The sequence below is a fragment of the Paenibacillus donghaensis genome, assembly GCF_002192415.1.
GTDB classification, from domain to species: domain Bacteria; phylum Bacillota; class Bacilli; order Paenibacillales; family Paenibacillaceae; genus Paenibacillus_AQ; species Paenibacillus_AQ donghaensis.
Window position 1 is genome coordinate 3,534,036 of record NZ_CP021780.1, and the last position, 19,963, is coordinate 3,553,998.

The 19,963-nt window shown below is 52.9% G+C and carries 16 protein-coding genes; 5 read left to right on the forward strand and 11 right to left on the reverse strand.

The window, feature by feature from the left end; all coding sequences use genetic code 11:
• The first annotated feature begins 44 nt into the window (after window positions 1-44).
• Genes B9T62_RS15750 through B9T62_RS15760 form a run of 3 tightly spaced genes read left to right on the forward strand, consistent with a single transcriptional unit; the run spans window position 45 to window position 4,119 of the window.
• Complete coding sequence (locus B9T62_RS15750; RefSeq protein ID WP_087916130.1) at window positions 45-1,790, forward strand: ABC transporter ATP-binding protein; 1,746 nt, start codon at window positions 45-47, stop codon at window positions 1,788-1,790.
• A gap of 11 nt (window positions 1,791-1,801) precedes the next feature.
• Window positions 1,802-2,041, forward strand: a complete 240-nt coding sequence (locus tag B9T62_RS15755) for a hypothetical protein (protein ID WP_087916131.1) — start codon at window positions 1,802-1,804, stop codon at window positions 2,039-2,041.
• Window positions 2,042-2,052: 11 nt separating this feature from the next.
• Entirely contained in the window at window positions 2,053-4,119 is a 2,067-nt protein-coding gene (locus B9T62_RS15760) for an ABC transporter ATP-binding protein (protein WP_087916132.1), read from the forward strand.
• A gap of 54 nt (window positions 4,120-4,173) precedes the next feature.
• On the opposite strand, the gene B9T62_RS15765 is transcribed toward B9T62_RS15760, so the two are convergent.
• Window positions 4,174-4,563, reverse strand: a complete 390-nt coding sequence (locus tag B9T62_RS15765) for a hypothetical protein (protein WP_087916133.1) — start codon at window positions 4,561-4,563, stop codon at window positions 4,174-4,176.
• A gap of 413 nt (window positions 4,564-4,976) precedes the next feature.
• Between B9T62_RS15765 and B9T62_RS15770 the strand changes: the two genes are divergently transcribed.
• Window positions 4,977-6,251: a DNA glycosylase AlkZ-like family protein gene (locus tag B9T62_RS15770; RefSeq protein ID WP_087916134.1), complete on the forward strand. Its 1,275-nt coding sequence runs from the start codon at window positions 4,977-4,979 to the stop codon at window positions 6,249-6,251.
• Between the two features lie 661 nt (window positions 6,252-6,912).
• On the opposite strand, the gene B9T62_RS15775 is transcribed toward B9T62_RS15770, so the two are convergent.
• The 5 genes from B9T62_RS15775 to B9T62_RS15795 form a co-directional block, all read right to left on the reverse strand.
• Window positions 6,913-7,377 carry a hypothetical protein gene (locus tag B9T62_RS15775; protein WP_087916135.1) on the reverse strand — a complete coding sequence of 155 codons (465 nt, stop codon included), beginning with the start codon at window positions 7,375-7,377 and terminating at the stop codon, window positions 6,913-6,915.
• Window positions 7,378-7,423: 46 nt separating this feature from the next.
• Window positions 7,424-8,137, reverse strand: a complete 714-nt coding sequence (locus B9T62_RS15780) for a hypothetical protein (protein WP_087916136.1) — start codon at window positions 8,135-8,137, stop codon at window positions 7,424-7,426.
• The gene (locus B9T62_RS15785; protein ID WP_087916137.1) at window positions 8,134-9,087 is read right to left on the reverse strand and encodes an ATP-binding cassette domain-containing protein; all 954 of its coding nucleotides are present in this window, start codon (window positions 9,085-9,087) and stop codon (window positions 8,134-8,136) included. Before B9T62_RS15785 ends, B9T62_RS15780 begins: the two co-directional genes overlap by 4 nt.
• A 176-nt stretch (window positions 9,088-9,263) precedes the next feature.
• Complete coding sequence (locus B9T62_RS15790; protein WP_211296462.1) at window positions 9,264-9,611, reverse strand: four-helix bundle copper-binding protein; 348 nt, start codon at window positions 9,609-9,611, stop codon at window positions 9,264-9,266.
• A 93-nt stretch (window positions 9,612-9,704) separates the two neighbouring features.
• Window positions 9,705-10,730 (reverse strand): CobW family GTP-binding protein, encoded by a 1,026-nt coding sequence (locus B9T62_RS15795; protein WP_087916138.1) that lies wholly within the window; start codon window positions 10,728-10,730, stop codon window positions 9,705-9,707.
• 174 nt (window positions 10,731-10,904) lie between these two features.
• On the opposite strand from B9T62_RS15795, the gene B9T62_RS15800 reads away from it, so the two are divergent.
• The gene (locus tag B9T62_RS15800) at window positions 10,905-11,417 is read left to right on the forward strand and encodes a MogA/MoaB family molybdenum cofactor biosynthesis protein (RefSeq protein ID WP_245864605.1); all 513 of its coding nucleotides are present in this window, start codon (window positions 10,905-10,907) and stop codon (window positions 11,415-11,417) included.
• Between the two features lie 524 nt (window positions 11,418-11,941).
• Here the strand turns inward: B9T62_RS15800 and B9T62_RS15810 are convergent.
• The 5 genes from B9T62_RS15810 to B9T62_RS15830 form a co-directional block, all read right to left on the reverse strand.
• Window positions 11,942-12,553 carry a DUF1349 domain-containing protein gene (locus B9T62_RS15810; protein ID WP_087916141.1) on the reverse strand — a complete coding sequence of 204 codons (612 nt, stop codon included), beginning with the start codon at window positions 12,551-12,553 and terminating at the stop codon, window positions 11,942-11,944.
• A gap of 98 nt (window positions 12,554-12,651) precedes the next feature.
• Window positions 12,652-13,377, reverse strand: coding sequence for a trehalose operon repressor (gene treR, locus B9T62_RS15815; RefSeq protein ID WP_087916142.1), 726 nt, complete (start codon window positions 13,375-13,377; stop codon window positions 12,652-12,654).
• A gap of 166 nt (window positions 13,378-13,543) precedes the next feature.
• Window positions 13,544-15,568: a PTS system trehalose-specific EIIBC component gene (gene treP / locus B9T62_RS15820; protein WP_087916143.1), complete on the reverse strand. Its 2,025-nt coding sequence runs from the start codon at window positions 15,566-15,568 to the stop codon at window positions 13,544-13,546.
• A 30-nt stretch (window positions 15,569-15,598) separates the two neighbouring features.
• Entirely contained in the window at window positions 15,599-17,305 is a 1,707-nt protein-coding gene (gene treC / locus B9T62_RS15825) for an alpha,alpha-phosphotrehalase (RefSeq protein WP_087916144.1), read from the reverse strand.
• Between the two features lie 344 nt (window positions 17,306-17,649).
• Window positions 17,650-19,956: a thiamine pyrophosphate-dependent enzyme gene (locus B9T62_RS15830; RefSeq protein WP_087916145.1), complete on the reverse strand. Its 2,307-nt coding sequence runs from the start codon at window positions 19,954-19,956 to the stop codon at window positions 17,650-17,652.
• Window positions 19,957-19,963 lie beyond the last annotated feature (7 nt).

The window sequence follows — 19,963 nt, forward strand, 5'->3', positions numbered from 1 at the left end:
CATCTTAAGCCGACAATGACTACAAACCGAAAGAAGGGATTTACTTGTTCTCCGTTCTCCGCAATCTCGGCTGGTTCTTCCGCCGCGAGAAAAAACGCTACATGATTGGACTTGTTTTATTGATTGTAGTAGGTGTACTTGAGCTTCTCCCCCCGCGTCTGCTGGGCAATGCGATTGATGATATTGTGCGCGGCTCCATCACGGGAACGTCTCTGGTAAGGTACATCGGACTTATTGTGCTGCTCCTGCTCATTATTTACTGGCTCTCCTACATATGGATGCACAAGCTGTTCGGCGGCTCCAATCTGGTGGAGCGGCTGCTGCGCTCACGGTTCATGAATCATTTGATGGTCATGACCCCTTCCTTTTTTGAACGCAACCGCACCGGTGATCTGATGGCCCGTGCCACCAATGATATCCGCGCCGTATCGGCAACGGTCGGCTTCGGGATGCTGACGCTGGTTGACTCTACCGTCTACCTCTCGGTAGTTCTGCTGGCGATGGGTTTCCTGGTCAGCTGGAAGCTTACACTGGCGGCGGTGCTGCCGCTGCCGATGATTGCTGTGGCCATGATTTTCTACGGCAGAGCCATTCATGACCGCTACAGTCTGGCCCAGGATGCCTTCGGCGATATGAATGACCAGGTGCTGGAGTCGGTCTCCGGGGTGCGGGTCATCCGCGCCTATGTCCAGGAACGCCTGGATGAGAAACGTTTCAGTGACATTACCGAAGATGTGTACCGCAAAAATATGGCCGTAGCCCGGGTAGACGCCTTCTTCGAGCCGACCATCCGTTTATTCGTTGGGATGAGTTATATTATCGGTTTGACTTACGGGATCTACCTTGTGTTCCGCAATCAAATCACGCTGGGTGACCTGGTGTCGTTCAATATGTATCTCGGTATGATTGTATGGCCGATGTTCGCCATCGGCGAGCTGATCAATATTATGCAGCGCGGCAACGCTTCCCTGGAGCGGATTGATGAGACGGTGAATACCCGTCCGGATGTCCAGGATGCAGTTAGTCCGGTTCAGATTAAGGACCCGGCAGACATCGAATTTAAGAATGTAACGTTCCGTTATCCAACCTCGACGATCGATAATCTGTCGGGAGTAAGCCTGTCCCTCTCCCAGGGTCAGACGCTTGGGATCGTCGGCCGTACCGGCAGCGGTAAATCGACATTGCTGAAGCAGCTGCTGCATGAATACCCGACCGGGTCGGGAGATATCCTGTTCTCGGGTGTGCCGATTGAGCAGATTGCCCTGGACCGTCTGCACAGCTGGATGGGTTATGTGCCGCAGGAACAGATTCTTTTCTCCAAAACTGTACGCCAGAACATCCAGTTCGGCCTCGACAACGCTGACGATGATACGATTCTTGAAGCGATCTCGGCAGCGGCTTTCCGCAGCGATCTGGTGACCTTGTCCGACGGACTGGACACCCTGGTCGGTGAACGCGGCGTCTCGTTGTCCGGCGGACAGAAGCAGCGTGTCTCGCTCTCCAGAGCCTTCATCTCGAATCCGGATATCCTGATTCTGGACGATGCCCTCTCTGCCGTTGACGCACGTACGGAAGCACAGATCATCGAGAATATCCGCCAGGAGCGCGCTGGCAAAACAACCTTAATCTCCACGCACCGCCTCTCGGCGGTGGAGCATGCCGACCTGATTATTGTGCTGGATAACGGTCTAATCACCGAACGCGGCACACATCAAGAGCTGCTTAATCAAGGCGGCTGGTATCGCGAGCAGTATGAGCGCCAGCAGGTGGAGAATAAACTGACGGAATAAAGCGGTTTACTATGAAGATACTGCTGCGGGGCTTTGCTCCGCAAAACTTAGCGTATGCTTCCGAAGCGAGTTTTGCTATGAAGATACTGCTGTGGGGCTTTGCTCCGCAAAACTTAGCGTATGCTTCCGAAGCGAGTTTTGCTATGAAGATACTGCTGTGGGGCTTTGCTCCGCAAAACTTAGCGTATGCTTCCGAAGCGAGTTTTGCTATGAAGATACTGCTGTGGGGCTTTGCTCCGCAAAACTTTTAGGAGGTGTCAGCGTGACACAGAGTACAGGCAAACGCCTGCTGCATTATGCACTAACAGCCAAAAAGACTTTTCTCGCAGCCCTACTGCTGCTTTCTATTGGCGTGGCGGCTGAGCTGGCCGGCCCTTTTATCGCCAAAAACATGATCGACAACCATATGCTGGCCATTGAGCGGCCATACCATGTAACTTCTTCTCCTGAGCAGGCTGTCTTGTATAACGGCACCTACTATAAACGGGGTGACCGCTTTGAAGCGGGCGAAACCAAAGGACAGGAAGTACGGGTGCTGCAGGAGGGCCGCAGCTTCTATTTCATCAATGAGGCTGTTACTCAGCCTGACGGTGAACGGAACTTCAGCAACGGCCAGCTGAGCATTCAGCGCGGGGGGGAGACACTCGTCTACCCTGCCGTCAAACTGTCTGCCGAAGAACTGTTTACTTTTTACAAGCCGGAGCTGCCCGGAATTTACGAGCTGGTAGGCCTGTACGCCATCTTCCTGGTCATTTCGATTCTAGCCGAATTCGGCAAAACCTACTGGCTGCAATCCTCAGCCAACCAGGTCATCCGCAAGCTGCGCACCGATGTGTATGCACATATCCAGCGGCTGCCGGTGCACTTTTTTGACAATTTGCCTGCGGGCAAGGTCGTCTCCCGGGTCACCAATGATACGGAAGCGATCAAGGATCTGTTCATCGCAGTATTGTCCAATTTCAGCACAGGAATTATCAACCTGATCGGCGTATATATTGCCTTGTTTCTGCTTAACGTCCGGCTCGGCCTGATCAGCCTGTTCATTGTTCCGATTCTCATACTGTGGATTGTGCTGTACCGTAAGATCGCCACCAAATATAATACGATCATCCGCTCCCGGCTCAGTGAGATTAATGCGATTATCAATGAGTCGATTCAGGGGATGTCGATTATCCGCATCTTCCGCCGCCAGAAGCAGAGTCTGGCCGAATTCGAGCAGTTGAATGATGATTACCTGAAATATCAGAACAAAATGCTCAATCTGAACGCTTTTACCTCTCACAACCTGGTCAATTCCCTGCGCAGTCTGTCGTTTGTAATGGTACTGTGGTATTTCGGCCTCGGCAGTCTCGACGGTACGACGTTTGTGTCACTTGGTGTGCTGTATGCTTTTGTCGATGTGCTGTCGCGGCTGTTCCAGCCGATTACAGGGATGGTCAACCAGCTGGCCAATCTGGATTCCTCAATGGTCTCCGCCGGACGCGTATTTACGCTGATGGACGAACCGGGAGAACCGGTAACTGACGACTCGATGCCTCGCTACAAGGGAATGGTGGAATTCAACGACGTTTCCTTTGCTTACAAAAAAGACTTCGTGCTAAACGATATCAACTTCCAAGCCCATTCGGGAGAAACTGTGGCGCTTGTAGGTCATACCGGCTCCGGCAAAAGCTCGATCATTAACCTGCTGTTCCGTTTCTATGATCCGCAGCGCGGCTCAATCACGATTGACGGCCAGAAGGTCACCGACATTCCCAAGCAGTGGCTGCGCAATCACATGGGCATCGTACTGCAGGATCCATACCTGTTCACAGGTACCATCCTCTCCAACGTCACGCTCGGGGATGAACGCATTACCCGCGAACGGGCGGAGCGGGCCCTGCGCGAGGTAGGTGCCGATAAACTGCTGTCCCATCTGCCACAGGGCTTTGATGAGCCGGTGGTGGAGAAAGGCAGCACACTTTCGGCCGGGCAGCGTCAGCTGATCTCTTTTGCCCGTGCGCTGGCCTTCGATCCTGCGATTCTGATCCTGGATGAGGCCACCGCCAGCATTGATACGGAGACGGAGAGCGTCATTCAGGAAGCGCTGGAGGTGCTCAAAAAAGGGCGCACCACCTTCATCATCGCCCACCGCCTCTCCACCATCCGCAGCGCAGACCAGATTCTGGTGCTGCACCGCGGCGAGATTGTGGAACGCGGCAGCCACCAGGAGCTGATGACGCTGGGTGGCAGATACTTCCGTATGTATCAGCTGCAGGTGGGAGCTTCTGCGGAAGAAGGACAGAACAGCTCAATGCTGGCCAGCCCTGCTTCCGCCCCTAGCTTATAATCCTTTGTCTTCCTCATGCTGAGTAAAGCCAAACCTTGGCCGCCTTTTAGGCGGCTAAGGTTTTTTTGTATAGGAAATTATGTCTTGCGCATTCCGCAGGAACAGCACGATTTCGTCTTTAAGGTCTTGCGCATTCCGCAGGAACAGCGCGCCTTTGACCTTAAGCTCTCGCGCATTCCGTAGGAACAGCACGCTTTTGCCTTTAAGGTCTTGCGCATTCCGCAAGAACAGCACGCCTTTGACCTTAAGCTCTTGCGCATTCCGCAAGAACAGCACGCCTTTGACCTTAAGCTCTTGCGCATTCCGCAGGAACAGCACGCTTTTGCCTTTAAGGTCTTGCGCATTCCGCAGGAACAGCACGCCTTTGACCTTAAGCTCTTGCGCATTCCGCAGGAACAGCACGCCTTTGACCTTAAGCTCTCGCGCATTCCGCAGGAACAGCACGCCCTTGACTTTAGCACGGCGCGCATCCCGTCAGGGATAGCGCGCCCGCCCATGCGACGTCCAAGCGGTCCCGTAGGGATAAGCGATCCTACCACTAAAGCCGCCTAATCATCGTACCGCCAGACTCATTCGCCAAACTTGCGGGTGTCCAGAGGGTGCAACCCTTTGGGGCCCTCCCTTGGAAGGGAGGGTTTGGGAGGGATTGATATTTTAGTTGATCATAGAACACCAGTTCGATATAATTAGTTGAAACGGCTTCGACGTCCTCCGCAAAGCCTATGCTTCCGAAGCAGCGATACTACGTATCGCTTTCAGGCAACCGTTTCTGCGGGAAATAGAAGGATAAAGGATAAGGTGCAACATATACTTTCTTATATTTTGAAAAATAAACCAATGAGACGGAGTGAGTGGTGTTGTTAACCTATACATTGACCCCGCAAGAGGCCCGGCGGTTCCTGCTGCGCCATCAGCGCTTAACCTCCGGCGCTCTCCCTGCAGGCAAGCAGAGCATCTACGACTATGTGCGCCATGTGGGCTGTATTCAATATGATCCCTTGCGGATAGCCGGACATAATCATGAGCTTGTCCTGCAGGCCCGGGTTCCCGGCTTCACACCTGAGCAAGCCACAGAACTGCTGTATAAGGACCGGCTGCTGATTGATGGCTGGGACAAGAATATGTCCATTTACTGCACAGAGGACTGGGCCCATCTGCAGAGAAGAAGAAACCTGTTCGTGAACCATTATCAGGATAACACCGAGCTGATGGATGCCGTAGGACGCGTCAGGCAAGCACTGATCGAGCGCGGTCCCCTCTCCTCGCTGGAGCTGGAAGGGGAAGACAAAATCGCCTGGGCCTGGGCGCCAGCTCGGCTGGCTCGGGCCGCATTGGAGAGCATGTACTTCTGGGGTGAGCTGGCTGTCCATCACCGTATACATACCCGCCGTTACTATGACTTCACGGCGCACCTGCTGCCCGAGCAGCTGGTGCATGCTCCGGACCCTAATCCGGAAGACGAGCAATATCACGACTGGTATGTGCTGCGGCGGATCGGCAGCATCGGCCTGCAGTGGAACAGGTCCGGCGACGGATGGCTGGGCATCGGCGGCTTGAAAAGCAAGGAACGGACGGCAGCCGTGTTGCGTCTGCTGCACAGAGACCTGCTTCGTGAAGTGCGGGTCGACGGACTCAAGCTGCCGCTATACATACGAACTATGGATGCTCCATTGCTGGAGGAAATTTTGCAGGAAGAATATCCGGTGAAGGAACAAGCAGGTACAGTACCTTTCGCTGCAGCTCTGGCACCGCTGGACAATCTACTCTGGGACAGGGAATTGATCCGGCAGCTGTTCGGCTTTCATTACCGCTGGGAGGTATACAAGCCCGCAGCAGAACGGGAATACGGCTATTATGTGCTTCCACTGCTGTATGAGGACCGCTTTATCGCCAGATTCGAGCCTGTAATGGACAAATCTGCCGGTGTGCTGAATATTCTGAATTGGTGGTGGGAAGCGGATATAGCTTTAACCGCCCCGATGATTCCGGCGCTGAGAGCCGCCCTGGTCTCCCTGGCTCTATGCACCGGCTCCGCCACGGTGCAGTTTGCACCCGGACTTGCCGCGGCCTGCGGTCTGGAGCCGCTGGAGGATCATACAGGCGGAATCAGGGTCAGCAATCCAAGCCTATAACTTGTCAAGGGCTGCAGCCTGCACTCGCGCCTGGCCAGCTTGTTTCCGGCTTGGCGGGGGCTATCGGACCACGATTGCTGTGTCAGACTTAGAAAGCTAGCAACAATAAGGAGACTTACTTAGTTCCAGCGAGGATTTAGAAAGTTGCCGTTGAACATATCGGAGTATTGGGAGTAAATAGATGCGAAAGCGCAACTAATTTCAGCCAGATTAGCCATCCGAGGGCGATTAAGTGCGAATATGCAACTAATTTCGAGTAAACCACTCCTCTGAGGCTCAACATGCTAAATTAGATGCCTTTTTACACTTATTCCCTCCAAAAACGAAAAAAACAGCAATTTAGATGCACTTTTGCAACTAATTCAATGGTTCGAGCTGATGAAGCGACCACAAAGCTGAGTTCTCGATGCCTGACCAGCTGAAGTAATACGATTGTAACCGGCTCGAACGGGCTCAAAGCCGCCAGTAGCAGCAGTGCCAATCAGCAGTGGTCCCTCGTTAAAATAAACTAAAACAGCATAGCGATTCCGATAGCAGGTTTCTGTCCCTTCTGTTGACACATCAGCTTGCTGCCATACGCACAACAGACCCCGTACTGGGTACGGGGGTCTGTATGTTTGCCCTGTTCTGAGCCTATAACTGTTGCTCCTCTAGTTGACATTCATGGCTGATCCTCTTCTTCTATTCCCAGCTTCATGTATAACTCGGTGCAATAGCTCTGAAGCTTAGCCTCAAGCCGGGAAGCCTTGTTCTTGAAACGCTTCAGCTCGCGGATCATTCGCGCTCTGCCTGCAGCAGTGAAGGTTTCCTGAATACGCTCCTTGAAATAATCATGCACAATGTGATTGCGCTCTTTCCACACCTCCTGCAGCTGAATGGTCTCTTTCTCCGAGAATGGAAAATGATGCTGGATTTCTTTGATGAGTTGGCCTAATGAATTGCTCAGCTTGCGCTGGTAGAGCTCCGACAACTCTGCATCCGTCGGAGTTTGCCCCTGGGACAGCTTCGTCAGCAGCAGAAGGTTCGTGAGCTGCTGCTCAAGCGCCTGGCAATAATAAACGGCCAATCCGAAATAAGCGAAAAGTTCTTTGGACTGTTCACTGTCCGGTACTTGTGTATCCTTCATCTTTCCTCCCGCTTGTGTATTGAAGTATATAAGGGCATCTTGCTGCTTAGTTCTTGTTCATGTCTTTGCGGCTGGAGCGATACAGATAGAATCCTGCCAGCAGCAGACTGTAGAACAGCACATGCCCGTATGATAGCAGCAGCCGTGACAGCGGTAAGGTGTCGGTATTCATCATGGCATCCATCACGGGAGCCGCCGGGGGCAGCAGCAGCGACAGCGCCTGGAACGGGCCTTCCAGCAGCTTGCTGATCTGGGTTCCGGCAACCGCCAGGATCAGGATGATGAGCAGCAGCCCGGAGGCATGGCTGGTCTTGCGAACCCAGGAGGCCTGCAAATAAAGGGAGATCGAGATCCCCAGCATACCGAGCAGGAAATGTCCGGCCAGCGCACTCAGCAGCCTGTACACTCCGGGAGCCTCGGCGAATCTTCCGGCCAGCAGCGGGTAGATTACCGTAAGCACGCTCATTATTCCGGTCAGGAAGATCAATGCCGCCATCCCGGCGATCGTATAACGAAATGCGCCACCGGCATGGACAGCCGTAATTTGCTTATGTACCGGATGTTCATGGTTCAGGAAGCTCAGCCCCATCCAGGCACTTGCAATGAACAGAATAACCGCTGTAGCCGCATAGCTGTTCATGACCGGATTAGGCTTATAGGAATACAGAATCATCACAGCAATGACCAGCCCGGCAAAAGGCCCGAAATAACGCTGGGATACCGTGTAGCTGCGCAGTAAATATCCGGCCAGTGCTCTCATCGTCCACCGTCTCCTGTCATGTTACGTTCAGCCTGCTGAACCAAAGTTCCTCCTGCGCTGCCATGCCGCTGCACGGATTGGATCGAGGCGCCTGCCCCCAATAGATATCTTAACGTATCGTCGCAGACAGCTCCCAGGAAGGTCAGATTCATCTCCTTTTCTCCCGGTTGGAGCACAACAGGCTTCATAGCGATGAATCCGGGTAGTTTCTGTACTTGCTGATGGGCTTCGGCGGTTAGACCCGTGCAAAGAATGGATACCGAAGCAGCCAGTCCAAGATAGGCCTTGGCCTCCATGACCTCAACCGTCCTGCCGGCCTGCAGCAGATGTACATTATCCGCCAGCGCTTCGACAAGCAGCGGCTCATGTGCCGAGAACATCATCGCCGTCCCCTCTTGCTTAAGCTGCAGCAATAGTTCTGTACAAGCTTCCATTGAAGCAGCATCCAGCCCTGACAACGGCTCATCCAGCAGCAGCAGGCCCGGACGGGTCAGCAGACTTTGCATCAGATTAACTTTTTGCAGCATGCCTTTGGAGAAACACGGCATCGGCTGATTACTAAACGGCTTCAGGTCCAGGTCGCGCAGCAGCTTCTCCATGGTGATTTCAACAGCAGCAGGCGTCATCCCCCTGATTCTGCCCATGCTGCGCAAATATTGCTCCGGGGTAAACCGGACAGCCGGGAAGGCTTCAGGAGCATAACCAATGGATAGTCCGGGCATCGTTCGCATTAACTGCCCCGATGTAGGCTGGACGAGACCGGCCATTACAGACAGCAGTGTGCTTTTGCCTGAACCGTTATGTCCCAGCACAGCAGTTGCGGTTCCTGGTTTCACTTTCAGCGAGATCTCCTCCAGGACAGCTACACCGGAGTAGATTTTTGTAACCTGAACAAGCTCCATCACTGATGATCCATGAGTAGCCTGAAGAATTCCTGCTTGCACTTCCACGAAATCTTAACCTCCACCATCCGTAATAGTCTGAGCACTGAGCAATTCCTAATGTTAATCAATTCGCCGGATCATGGCAGGTTTCCTTCAACAACACACAAACAAAAAACAGACTGGGCTCAAGAGATCAGCAACAGTCTGTTTATATGATGAAGCTTTAACAATGAATCAGCCTCTTAGGCATATACGACAGCAGCTTCGCTGAGCGAGCGGCAAAGTGCTGCACAGTTGCGGCAATATTCAATGCAGTCCTTGCAATGGATATGTAGATGTTTGCTGCTCTCATTGGCACAGGCTTCACAGATATCGGCACATAAGCGTAGAATATCAGCGATAAAAGGACTCTGACGGGTCATAGCCTGAATGGCGAAGGAGCAAATGTCAGCACATTCACGATCCAGCCGGATACTCTCCCTGAGGGAAGCCAAATCATATTCCTTCAGACTTGAAACATAGCTATAGTTACAGGCGTTCATGGTTTGAATACAAGCATCAATGCACTCCTGATATTGAATTCGCGTCATTATCTTCAACCTCCTGCGATGGGTATAGGGTATGCCTATTTATTAACCTGCAAGAAAAAGAACGAATCATCAGCACTTACAATGCCTGTAGCATCACAGGCCTCTTCTCACCTTCACCGGACGCGGGATAGCTGACATTTCCAGCTGCAGGAGCCTGTGGCGAAGCTCGCCCGAGGAGAAATGCTCCCCGATAAACACGGCGACATCAGGCACTTCACCTTGCGGGGTAATCTTCATGAAATCCGATTCCCGGTATGCATACTGAAAGAGAAAACGGCTGGAAGTATCGCTGAAGGAGACGATGCCCTTGGCTCTGTATACATCGCGGGGCAGCTCCTTCACAAACTGCTCAAATTCATGACTGTCTACCGCATGCTTGAAATAATGCGTATAGGCCATTACATGATCATGAGTAGGATGGGCGGACGTCTCGGGAGAACCTACAGGTTCCGCTTCTCCAGCTGCCAAACCGGCCTTCGCTTCAGCGGGACGAGGCTCTGTAATCACTCCACCTGCCTGGCTCAGCAGCTCAGCGACAGGCAGCTCGCAGCGGACTGCAGGCATGATTGGCGCATAAGCATTCCATTTGCGCAGCACGGCGGATATCTCCAGCGCTTCCGCTTCAGTGATCCGGTCTGTTTTGTTCATAACCAGCACTGACGCACAGCGGATCTGCTCCTGCATCAGCCGGTACGTCTGCCCCTGCTGCGCCCGGTACAGTTCCAGCAGATGTGCCGCATCCACAACGGTAATCAGGCCTTTCAGCTCCACCTTCTGATACAGCGAGGTTTCGGTCACTCCATCCACAATCTCCAGCGGATTGGCAGCTCCGGTTGCCTCAATAATGACCACATCCGGCGATTCCTTCTTCATAAGTGTGGCCAGCTCCGTGCTAAGATCGCCCCGGATCGAGCAGCAGATGCAACCGCCCAACAGTTCGGCCATCGGCACACTTTGTTCCACAAGCAAACCGTCCAGGTTCACCTCGCCCAGCTCATTCATCACTACCGCCGGACGCTCACCCAAGGCTTTCCAGTGCTCCAGCAGCCGCTGGAGCAGCGTTGTCTTGCCGCTGCCCAGAAAACCGGACAATATATATACAGGTGTAACCTGTTCCATCCCTCATCGCTCCAATACAAATTACGGTTATGGTAGCGAGTGTACTACATCTGGACCTGTTAACGCAAGGCCTGTGCAGGACCTGACTTAGGTCCGGGATCGAAGGGAATGTGCTTGTTTTTGCCATACTCATCCCCTATCATAGGGTTAAACGCTGCAAAGGAGCTGGTCGCTATCTCATCTGTTGATGACCACCGCCGCGAGGCGCCGCAAAGTGTATCCTGTTATATTATTACGGTCTCCGATACGCGCACACCTGAAACCGATACCGGCGGCGACTTAATCCAGTCCTTGCTGGAGGCAGACGGTTACCGGATCAACGGCCGTACGATTGTGCAGGATGATTATGAGGATATTCGTGAGCTGGTCTACAAAAGCTCGGTCGATCCTGCAGTCGAAGCGATCCTGCTTACCGGAGGAACGGGCATCTCCCCAAGGGATACCACGTATGAAGCCGTGGCCTCCCTGCTGGACAAGTCCCTGCCCGGCTTTGGTGAGATCTTCCGCCTGCTGAGCTTCACGGAAGATATCGGCTCTGCCGCCATGCTTAGCCGGGCGATTGCCGGCACCATCGGCAGCACGGTGGTATTCTCCATGCCGGGCTCCACGGGAGCCGTCAAGCTGGCGATGGAGCGGCTGATCCTTCCCGAGTTGCGCCACTGCATGCGCGAGATCTACAAGCGCTGATCAAAGTGTACGGGTCCCCGCCCAACACCATTCCGATCACAGGTAAACCACCTGCCAAGCTATAGTCCAGGCTCTCCCATTGCGGGAGAGCCTTATTTTTTACCAGACATGGACAATCGGCCAGTCAAGCTCTCAATCTGTGCGTATAATACGGTAAATCTACACAGAAGGAGCTGAATGAAATGCCGGAATATCCTAAATGTCCAACCCAAACTGTTGTCGATCCCACATCCGTGGTTTATGAAGATTATTACCATCCCCAAGTGGTGGAGGTCATTCATAACGTGGAAATCGTTAGACGACATCACTGTGTGCCTATTCCCAAGCACTGCTACAATTACACCGTAAGAGATGAAATGTGTGGCGTGTCCAATCTCAGAAACCGCCGCGGCAGATAATTACGGCACCTCTCTTACCCTCTATATTGCTAATCCTCTTAGGCGGAAGCCTCCGAATCGTGCCCAGCGCACCAGAGCTTCCGTCTTTGGCTGTGTTATTAGTTTAAATTGATAACGTCTAGCAGGCTATTCTTCCAGCGGCGGGTCTACATGGATATCCTGATCAGGCGAGGTGCAGACCCAGCGTGTGAAGGTGACCTTGAAGCCGGACCTGGTAGGCGCACACAGGAACGGGCCAGCCTGCTTACCGGTTTCATAAGGGAAGCGAGCTACGCGGATCGTCCGCCAGGGATGGTTCCGGGTTCTGGCTCTCAGGATCACCGCGTCGTTCATCTGTGAGGCGCGGAGGGTTACTTCTTCCCCGGTCCATTCCGGTACAGGGGAGAGAGACCAGTCGGAGTATTCATGGGTTACCACGGCCCCGATATGAGGAACCCCGTCATTCAATTCCACTCCTGCTTTGATCCAATGGGTATCATCTAGCCAGAGCATCAGTCCCGCCTGATCGTACAATTCGGTGAACCCATCCAAGGAGAAGCTGACTTCAACTGCCTTGTCATCCTCCCAGGCAGCCAGCAGCGAATGGCCATTGTCATGCTGGAAGCCATACATCGTTTTTTGCCAATAATCACTGCTCTCCACAGCTTCAACCCTTAGCTTGCTATCGGCCTCCACAGTGGAAGACACCGGCTCATGGCTCCATTTCCCCTTGCTCCAATCCACTCTTTCCGTACTCATCTGATATCCATCCTTTCCGAAGTTTAATTGATCAGTCATACCAAAACCACCGCCCTAGAGGGCGGTGGTCCCTGTCTTGGCATAGCCATTCATGCCTGTTACATTTCCTTCTTGACCCGGCGGGCGAAATCCACGAACTGGAATTTGTCCAGGCGATGCCGTGACTCCGTATACTGAAACAGCTTCGTATCGACCAGATGGACATAATTGCGCACCACGACAATATGCCGGTAATCGTGCAGATCGAGCAGCAGCTCATCCTCGGCTGTCACTTCCTCTACGGAAATTTCTTTCTTGGCATAGCTGATCGTAAGCTTCTGGTCCTCTTCCAGATATTGATAAATCGAGCTGCTGGCAGCCTGAGTCGGCAAGGAATCAACCACGCTGGTCACAAAATAGTCCTTATCGAGGATAATCTTCTCCCCTTCAATTTCGCGGGCACGCACTACCTTCCACACCGGCTCGCCGGGCTGAATCTGCAGATAGCGGGCGATCTCAGCTGTACTGTTAACCTGGCCGTTCTCATACAGGATCGTTCTTGTCGCGCGTCCAAGCCGCTCGGATACCTCCTTGAAGCTGATGAGTCCCGTCACCGGAAAGTTCATCCGCTCTATGTCGAGTACAAATGATCCCTTGCCCTTGATTTTGTGGATATATCCGTTCTGGGACAATAAATGCAGCGCTTTGCGGACGGTCTCCCGGGAGGTATCATAAGCCTCGGCCAACTCACTTTCGGAAGGTATCTTCTTGCCTGCAGCGATGGTTCCCGAGAGAATCCGCTCCGTATAGTCATTATAGATGTGCAGATAAATGTTCTTATTCATGTAATCACCAGATTCATTTTAAAATATTAGCATTTATATGTCACGCAATAAATGATGCTTCTATTTCTCGCAGAAGCGGATGCCTGAAAGCGATACGTAGTATCGCTGCTTCGGAAGCATACGCTTTTTCAGAGGGCGGCGAGTCCGTTTCTTATTGTCATTTCTGCTAGCCTTTAAGATAGACCTTTAATACTACAGGCTGCCCGGTATCCCCGTTAGGGATCAGCTCCTCCACCCGTTCAATAACCTCCTGGCCATCGGGGATAATCAGCGGAGTAATGAGCGGGTAACCGGCAGCGGCGATAGCCTCCTGATCGAATTCAAGCAGCAGTTGGCCCGCCTTCACCTGATCACCAGTCTTGACGTGGGCGGTGAAGCCCTCTCCCTTGAGTGATACCGTATTAATACCGACATGGACCAGCAGCTGCACCCCTGAGGCATGCTCCAGAATGACCGCATGTTTGCTCTTGATTACATGGCCGACTGTGGCGTCGAAGGGTGCCAGCACTTTGCCTTCTACCGGTTCGACAGCAACACCGCTGCCCATCTGCCGCTCGGCAAAAGCCGGGTCAGGCACCTGCTCCAGCGGTACAATTCTGCCTTTCACCGGAGAATGAATCTCCAGCACATGAACTGCTGTGGATGGGGCATCAGATTTAACTGCAGAGGACGGTATATTTTGTACGGAAGCAGTGGCAGGAGCAGCGGCAGACATTGAAGCCGAAGTGGAGACCTGCTTGGCTTGTGAAGTACCTGCATCTGTCTCGTCAGCTTCTTCATCACCACGTCCGCGCAGCTTACCGTATAATACAGTCGCTGTGAATGGAACAATCAGCACAATCGCCATGCCGACAAAGAATATGCCCCACTGATTCGGGAAAATCGACAGAAACCCGGGGATACCGCCAACACCGATGGATGAAGCCAGCACGTTGTTCATCGCCAGCAGCACGCCGGCCAGCGCCGAACCGATCATCCCGAAGATAAATGGATATTTAAAGCGTATATTCACCCCGAAGATCGCAGGCTCGGTTACGCCCAGGAATGCGGAGATGGAGGAGGTGACCGCCAGCCCTTTCGTCTTCTCTTTCTTGGCTACCAGCAGCATACCAAGTGCCGCCGCCCCTTGGGCGATATTCGACAGGGCCAGCATAGGCCACAGGAAGGTTCCGCCTTCAGAACCGATCAGTTGAATATCAACTGCCAGGAAGGTATGATGCATACCAGTGATAACCAGCAGAGCATAGAATCCGCCATAGATCAGGCCGCCCAGCGCCGGGAAGAGGTCGAAGATGCTGACCAGACCGGAAGTAATCGCATTCGCGATCACGAAGGTAATGGGACCGATAACGGTAAAAGCCAGGAATCCGGTAATCAGCAAGGCTACAGGAGCCACAATCAGCAGCTTAAACGAATCGGGAACCTTGCGGTTAAGCCAGCCCTCCAGCTTCGCCAGGAAATAGGCGGATACCAGTACCGGCAGCACCTGACCCTGGTAGCCAATCTTGTTGACCTCCCAGCCGAACAGGTTCCACACGGGTACTGTACCTTCCAGCTTGGCATCAGCATAGCCGTATGCACTCAGCAAGTCGGGATGAACCAGAATCAGACCCATCACGATCCCAAGCAGCGGACTGCCGCCAAACCGTTTGACCGCCGACCAGCCGATCAGGGCAGGCAGGAAAGTAAACGCTGTACTGGCAATCGTGTTGATGATGGATGCGACATCCTTCCACTGCGGGTACACATCAACCAGCGATTTGCCGTCGAAGAAAATACCGGGTCCGGTCAGGATGTTATTGATCCCCAGCAGCAGACCGGCCATCACGATCGCAGGCAGAATCGGGATAAAGATGTCGGCTAGCGTCTTGATCCCCTGCTGCAGCGGATTCTGGCGTTTGCTTGCCGCCGTCTTCACATCGTCCTTACTGGCCCGGCTGCCGCCTGTAATCTCCATCATCTCGTCATATACCTTGTCTACCAACCCCGGTCCGATAATGACCTGGAACTGGCCCTGCGTAGAGAAATGGCCTTTGACCAGATCATTGCGCTCCAGAGCCTCCTTATCGACAAGACCTTCATCATTCAGGGCAAATCTGAGCCGGGTGACACAGTGGGTCGCGACTTCAATATTGTCCTTGCCCCCGATGGCCTGGATAATCCGTTCCACATTTTCACGCTGGTTCGCCATAATCTCACTCCTTAGAAGTATTTATATTACTTACGTATTGCGAATAATCCACATATAGGAGGCATAAGGAGACAGTTGCATCTGTTTCTCCCAAGCCGGAGCCTGTGCCGTATTGCTGGAGAGCAGCTCCGCTTCGTAAGCTCCTGCCTGCGTCCACAGATCGTCCGGGAAGGTGAATTCCGCCTCTTGCCCGCTGAAATTGGAGACCACCACCAGCGTATCCTGGCCATTATCCCGTTCATAGGCAAAAATCTGCGGATGCTGCTCATCCAGCCGTTTATAGCGTCCATCGGTAATGACCTGCTCCTGCTTGCGCAGCGCGATCACCTGCTTGTAGTGGTTCAGTATGGAATCCGGGTTCGGCAGCTGCGAGGCTACATTAATCTCCTTGTAGCGTTCGTCAATCTTTAGCCATGGGGTGCCGCTGGTGAAGCCGGCGTTTCTGCTGTCATCCCACAGCATCGGGGTCCGCGAGTTGTCGCGGGATCTTTCCCGCAGGATGGTAAGGGCTTCTTCTGCGCTTTTGCCCTGCTCCTGCAGAATCCGGTACATGTTGGTGGACTCGATATCCCTGAACTCACTGATGTCCTTCCATTGTGGATTCGGCATCCCGATCTCTTCTCCCTGGTACACATAAGGGGTGCCCTGGAGTCCATGCAGGGTCGTAGCCAGCATTTTGGCGCTTTCGATCCGATACTTTCCATCGTCTGCGAACCGGGACAAGGCCCGCGGCTGATCGTGATTATTCCAGAAGAGTGCGTTCCAGCCGCCTCCCTGCTGCATCCCGGTCTGCCACTCCGACAGCAGGCGTTTCAGCGCTTCGAAATCATATGGCATCAGCTCCCATTTATTCCCTCCCGGGTAATCCACCTTCAGATGATGGAAGTTAAAGGTCATCGAGAACTCCTGCTCATGCGGATTGGAGTAGCGGATGCAGTGCTCAAGCGTGGTGGACGACATCTCCCCTACGGTTACTACGTTATGCGGACCAAAGACCCGCTTGTATAACTCTTTGATGTATTCATGGACACGCGGACCATCCGTGTAGAATTTACGCCCGTCGCCTGGTGGCTTGCTGCCATCATCATTCAGGAACTCCTGATCTTTGGAGATCAGGTTAATCACATCCATCCTGAAGCCGCTTACTCCTTTTTCTGCCCAAAAGCTCATCAGATCGGCAACCTCCTGCCGCACCTTGGAATTCTCCCAATTCAGATCAGCCTGTGTCTTATCGAAAAGTGTCAGAAAATATTGTCCGGTGGCTTCCTCCCACTGCCAGGCGGGTCCGCCAAATTTCGACTGCCAATTGTTGGGCAGCCCGCCATCAGGACCAGGATCACGCCATATGTAATAATCCCGGTAACGGCTGTCCCTCGACAATTTTGCTTCCTGGAACCATGGGTGCTCTGTGGAAGAATGGTTGACTACGATGTCCGTCATCAGCGACATACCGCGCTTCTTCAGGCCTGCCGCCAACTGGTCAAAATCCTCCATGCTGCCGAAATCCTCACTGATCCTGCGGTAATCCGCAACATCGTAACCGTTATCATTTTGCGGGGATACGTATACCGGCTGCAGCCAAACAATGTCTATGCCCAACTCCTGCAAATAATCCAGCTTGCCGGTTAGTCCCCGGATGTCTCCGGTTCCGCTGCCTGTAGTATCTTTGAAGCTTTTGGGATACACCTGATAAACGGTCGATTTACGCCACCAATCCTGCCCGGTTGAATGGTTCATATGATGTCCTCCTTAGAAGTTGTGTAGATTCATCGTTGTGTTTTAGGAAATAATCTCAATTATTTTTTAAAATCTAATCCTGTATATACAGCTTGGATTGTACACCTGTATATACAGGTTGTCAAACAAAGAAAGACGATTTCCGGCTATTTTATGCCTCCACGCATAACGGCTCATGCTCATACTTAAACTAACTGCGCACTTTAGTAACACCCCGTTTAATATTTATTCCAAATTTGTCTCGCTGATTACCTGTTCTATGGCGTGAACCAAATTTAATTATTATATATGGGCAAAAAACCCGGCAGAAGAATCTGCCAGGCTGCTGTTCTATGCTATGAAGCTTATAAATCCGGGTGCTCGTGTTTGGCCTTAAGGCGGTTCCAGCGGCGCTGTACCTCATCTTCAAAGCTGCGCAAGGCAGGTTCGTTCTCCGGCTTCAGCAAATGGCGTGTCTTGCCCATCGTCTTCAGCCAGGCCGACAATTCCACTCGTTTACCCTTGTCTTCCGGGTTGTAGGTGATATTGGTTGTGCCATGCTCCACTTCATACAGCGGGAAGAAGCAGGATTCCACGGCCAGGGAGACAATGTTGGTGCCTTCTTTGTCATCGGACATCCAGTTGAGCGGACAGGCGATCAGGATCTTACCATAGACCAGACCTTCATTCTGCGCATACCATTGAGCTTTGGCAGCTTTTTTGACCAGATCCTGCGGGAAGGCCTCGGAGCCGGTGAACACGTAAGGAATGTTCGTGGCAGCCATAATCTGTGCAGTATCCTTGTGTTGGGTAACCTTACCCTGCTGCGTCTTGCCAATGCTTGAGGTAGAAGTGCGGTGGCCCAACGGTGTTGAATAAGACTGCTGCGCTCCTGTATTCATATACCCTTCATTGTCGTATTCAACAATAATCATCTTGTGTCCGCGCAACGCTGCGCCAATCGCAGGACCCATGCCGATATCCATCCCGCCGTCGCCGGTGACCATAACAAAGGTAAAGTCCTCCTTGAGGCCCATGCCATCCAGCTCGCCGCGGCGCTTGCGCTCCCAGAACATCTCAACCACCCCGGACAGGGTAGCTGCGCCATTCTGGAACAGGTTATGAATAAAGGTCGACTTATGCGAGGAATACGGATATCCGGTTGTGGTAACCATGGCACAGCCTGTATGGTACAGGGCAACAATGTCACCTTCGATGCCTTTGAAGAAGGTTTCCAGCCCGGAGAAAATACCGCAGCCCGGACATGCTCCGTGACCTGGGGACAGCCGTTTCGGTTTCTTGGTTAAGCTGCGCAGTGGCGGAATCCGCACACTGAGCTTGCCTGTCGCTTCATCCTGCTTGACTGTGATCAGCCCCGTCTTCAGAGACTCGAAATCCATCGGCTTCAGCAGCCGCTGCGGCGCTTTGTCCGGCGTACCCGGATTGTGGCCATAATAATCAAATGGCACTTCTACACGGTCAGCTGTGACAGCGTCCATGGCCAACTGGAAGAAATGATGTCCGTCTTCAGCATAGAAATCCTTGCCGCCCAGTCCATAAATCCGACTGATTACCTTAGTGGTAGTGTTGCCATGAGTGAACAGAGCCGCTTTGATCTCATTCACCATATTACCGCCATGTCCACCTACGGAGTCTGCACGGTCGCCTACAGTAATGGCTTTGATATTCTTCAGTGCCTCGGCAATCTGCTTCTGCGGGAACGGACGGATCATATTCGGGGAGATCGAACCGGCTTTCACGCCCTGCAGACGCAGCTGATCGACCACATCCTTGATAATCTCCGAAGCGGAGTTCATCAGGAACACTGCCACATCGGCATCCTCCATCCGGTAAGACTCGATCATTGGATAATGCCGTCCAGTCAACTCACCGAATTCTTTGGCGATCTCTTCAAACACATCGCCTGCGTTATACATCGCTACCGATTGCTGATAGCGGTTGTTGATATAATCAGGCTCATTCATATAAGGTCCGACGGTGACCGGATTATTGCGGTCAAGCGTATCGGTGAAGCCCATTGGCGGCTGAGGTCCAACGAACTTATGCACATCCTCACGGTGGGCGAATGCCTGCACGCGGCGTTTCTGATGGGAGGTGAAGTAACCGTCGGAGGCAACCATAACAGGCAGGCGCACCTTGGCATGCTCAGCCAGCTTCAGCGCCATCAAGTTCATGTCGTACACCGACTGCGGATCACGGCACATCAGAATCGGCCAGCCAGTATTGAGTGCAAAATATAAATCGGAATGATCGCCGTGAATGTTAAGCGGTCCGGAGATCGAGCGGCAGACCAGATTCATAACCATCGGCATCCGTGTTCCGGCCTGTACCGGCAGCTGCTCCAGCATAAACATGTATCCCTGGGCGCTTGTCGCGTTGAATACGCGGCCTCCCGCTGTAGAAGCACCGTAACAGATCCCGGCGGAGCTGTGCTCGCCGTCCGATGGAACCAGCATAATATCATGCTGGCCGTTCGCTTTCATCGTATCGAGAAACTGGGCGACCTCCGTTGACGGGGAGATTGGAAAATACCCCATGACATGATAATTAATCTGATGCGCAGCATAGGCCGCCATCTCATTGCCGGATTCGTATAGGAATTTCTGCTCTACCTTGGCAGAGCCTACTTCCTTCTCATAATCAATTGCCATTATTGCT

Excerpts from the sequence above, each read along its gene's own strand:
- treC (WP_087916144.1), bottom strand. The coding sequence starts at position 17,305 with ATGAACCATTCAACCGGGCAGGATTGGTGGCGTAAATCGACCGTTTAT.
- B9T62_RS15795 (WP_087916138.1), bottom strand. The coding sequence starts at position 10,730 with ATGGAACAGGTTACACCTGTATATATATTGTCCGGTTTTCTGGGCAGC.
- B9T62_RS15755 (WP_087916131.1), top strand. The coding sequence starts at position 1,802 with ATGAAGATACTGCTGCGGGGCTTTGCTCCGCAAAACTTAGCGTATGCT.
- B9T62_RS15810 (WP_087916141.1), bottom strand. The coding sequence starts at position 12,553 with ATGAGTACGGAAAGAGTGGATTGGAGCAAGGGGAAATGGAGCCATGAG.
- B9T62_RS15775 (WP_087916135.1), bottom strand. The coding sequence starts at position 7,377 with ATGAAGGATACACAAGTACCGGACAGTGAACAGTCCAAAGAACTTTTC.
- B9T62_RS15780 (WP_087916136.1), bottom strand. The coding sequence starts at position 8,137 with ATGAGAGCACTGGCCGGATATTTACTGCGCAGCTACACGGTATCCCAG.
- B9T62_RS15790 (WP_211296462.1), bottom strand. The coding sequence starts at position 9,611 with ATGACGCGAATTCAATATCAGGAGTGCATTGATGCTTGTATTCAAACC.
- treP (WP_087916143.1), bottom strand. The coding sequence starts at position 15,568 with ATGGCGAACCAGCGTGAAAATGTGGAACGGATTATCCAGGCCATCGGG.
- B9T62_RS15830 (WP_087916145.1), bottom strand. The coding sequence starts at position 19,956 with ATGGCAATTGATTATGAGAAGGAAGTAGGCTCTGCCAAGGTAGAGCAG.
- treR (WP_087916142.1), bottom strand. The coding sequence starts at position 13,377 with ATGAATAAGAACATTTATCTGCACATCTATAATGACTATACGGAGCGG.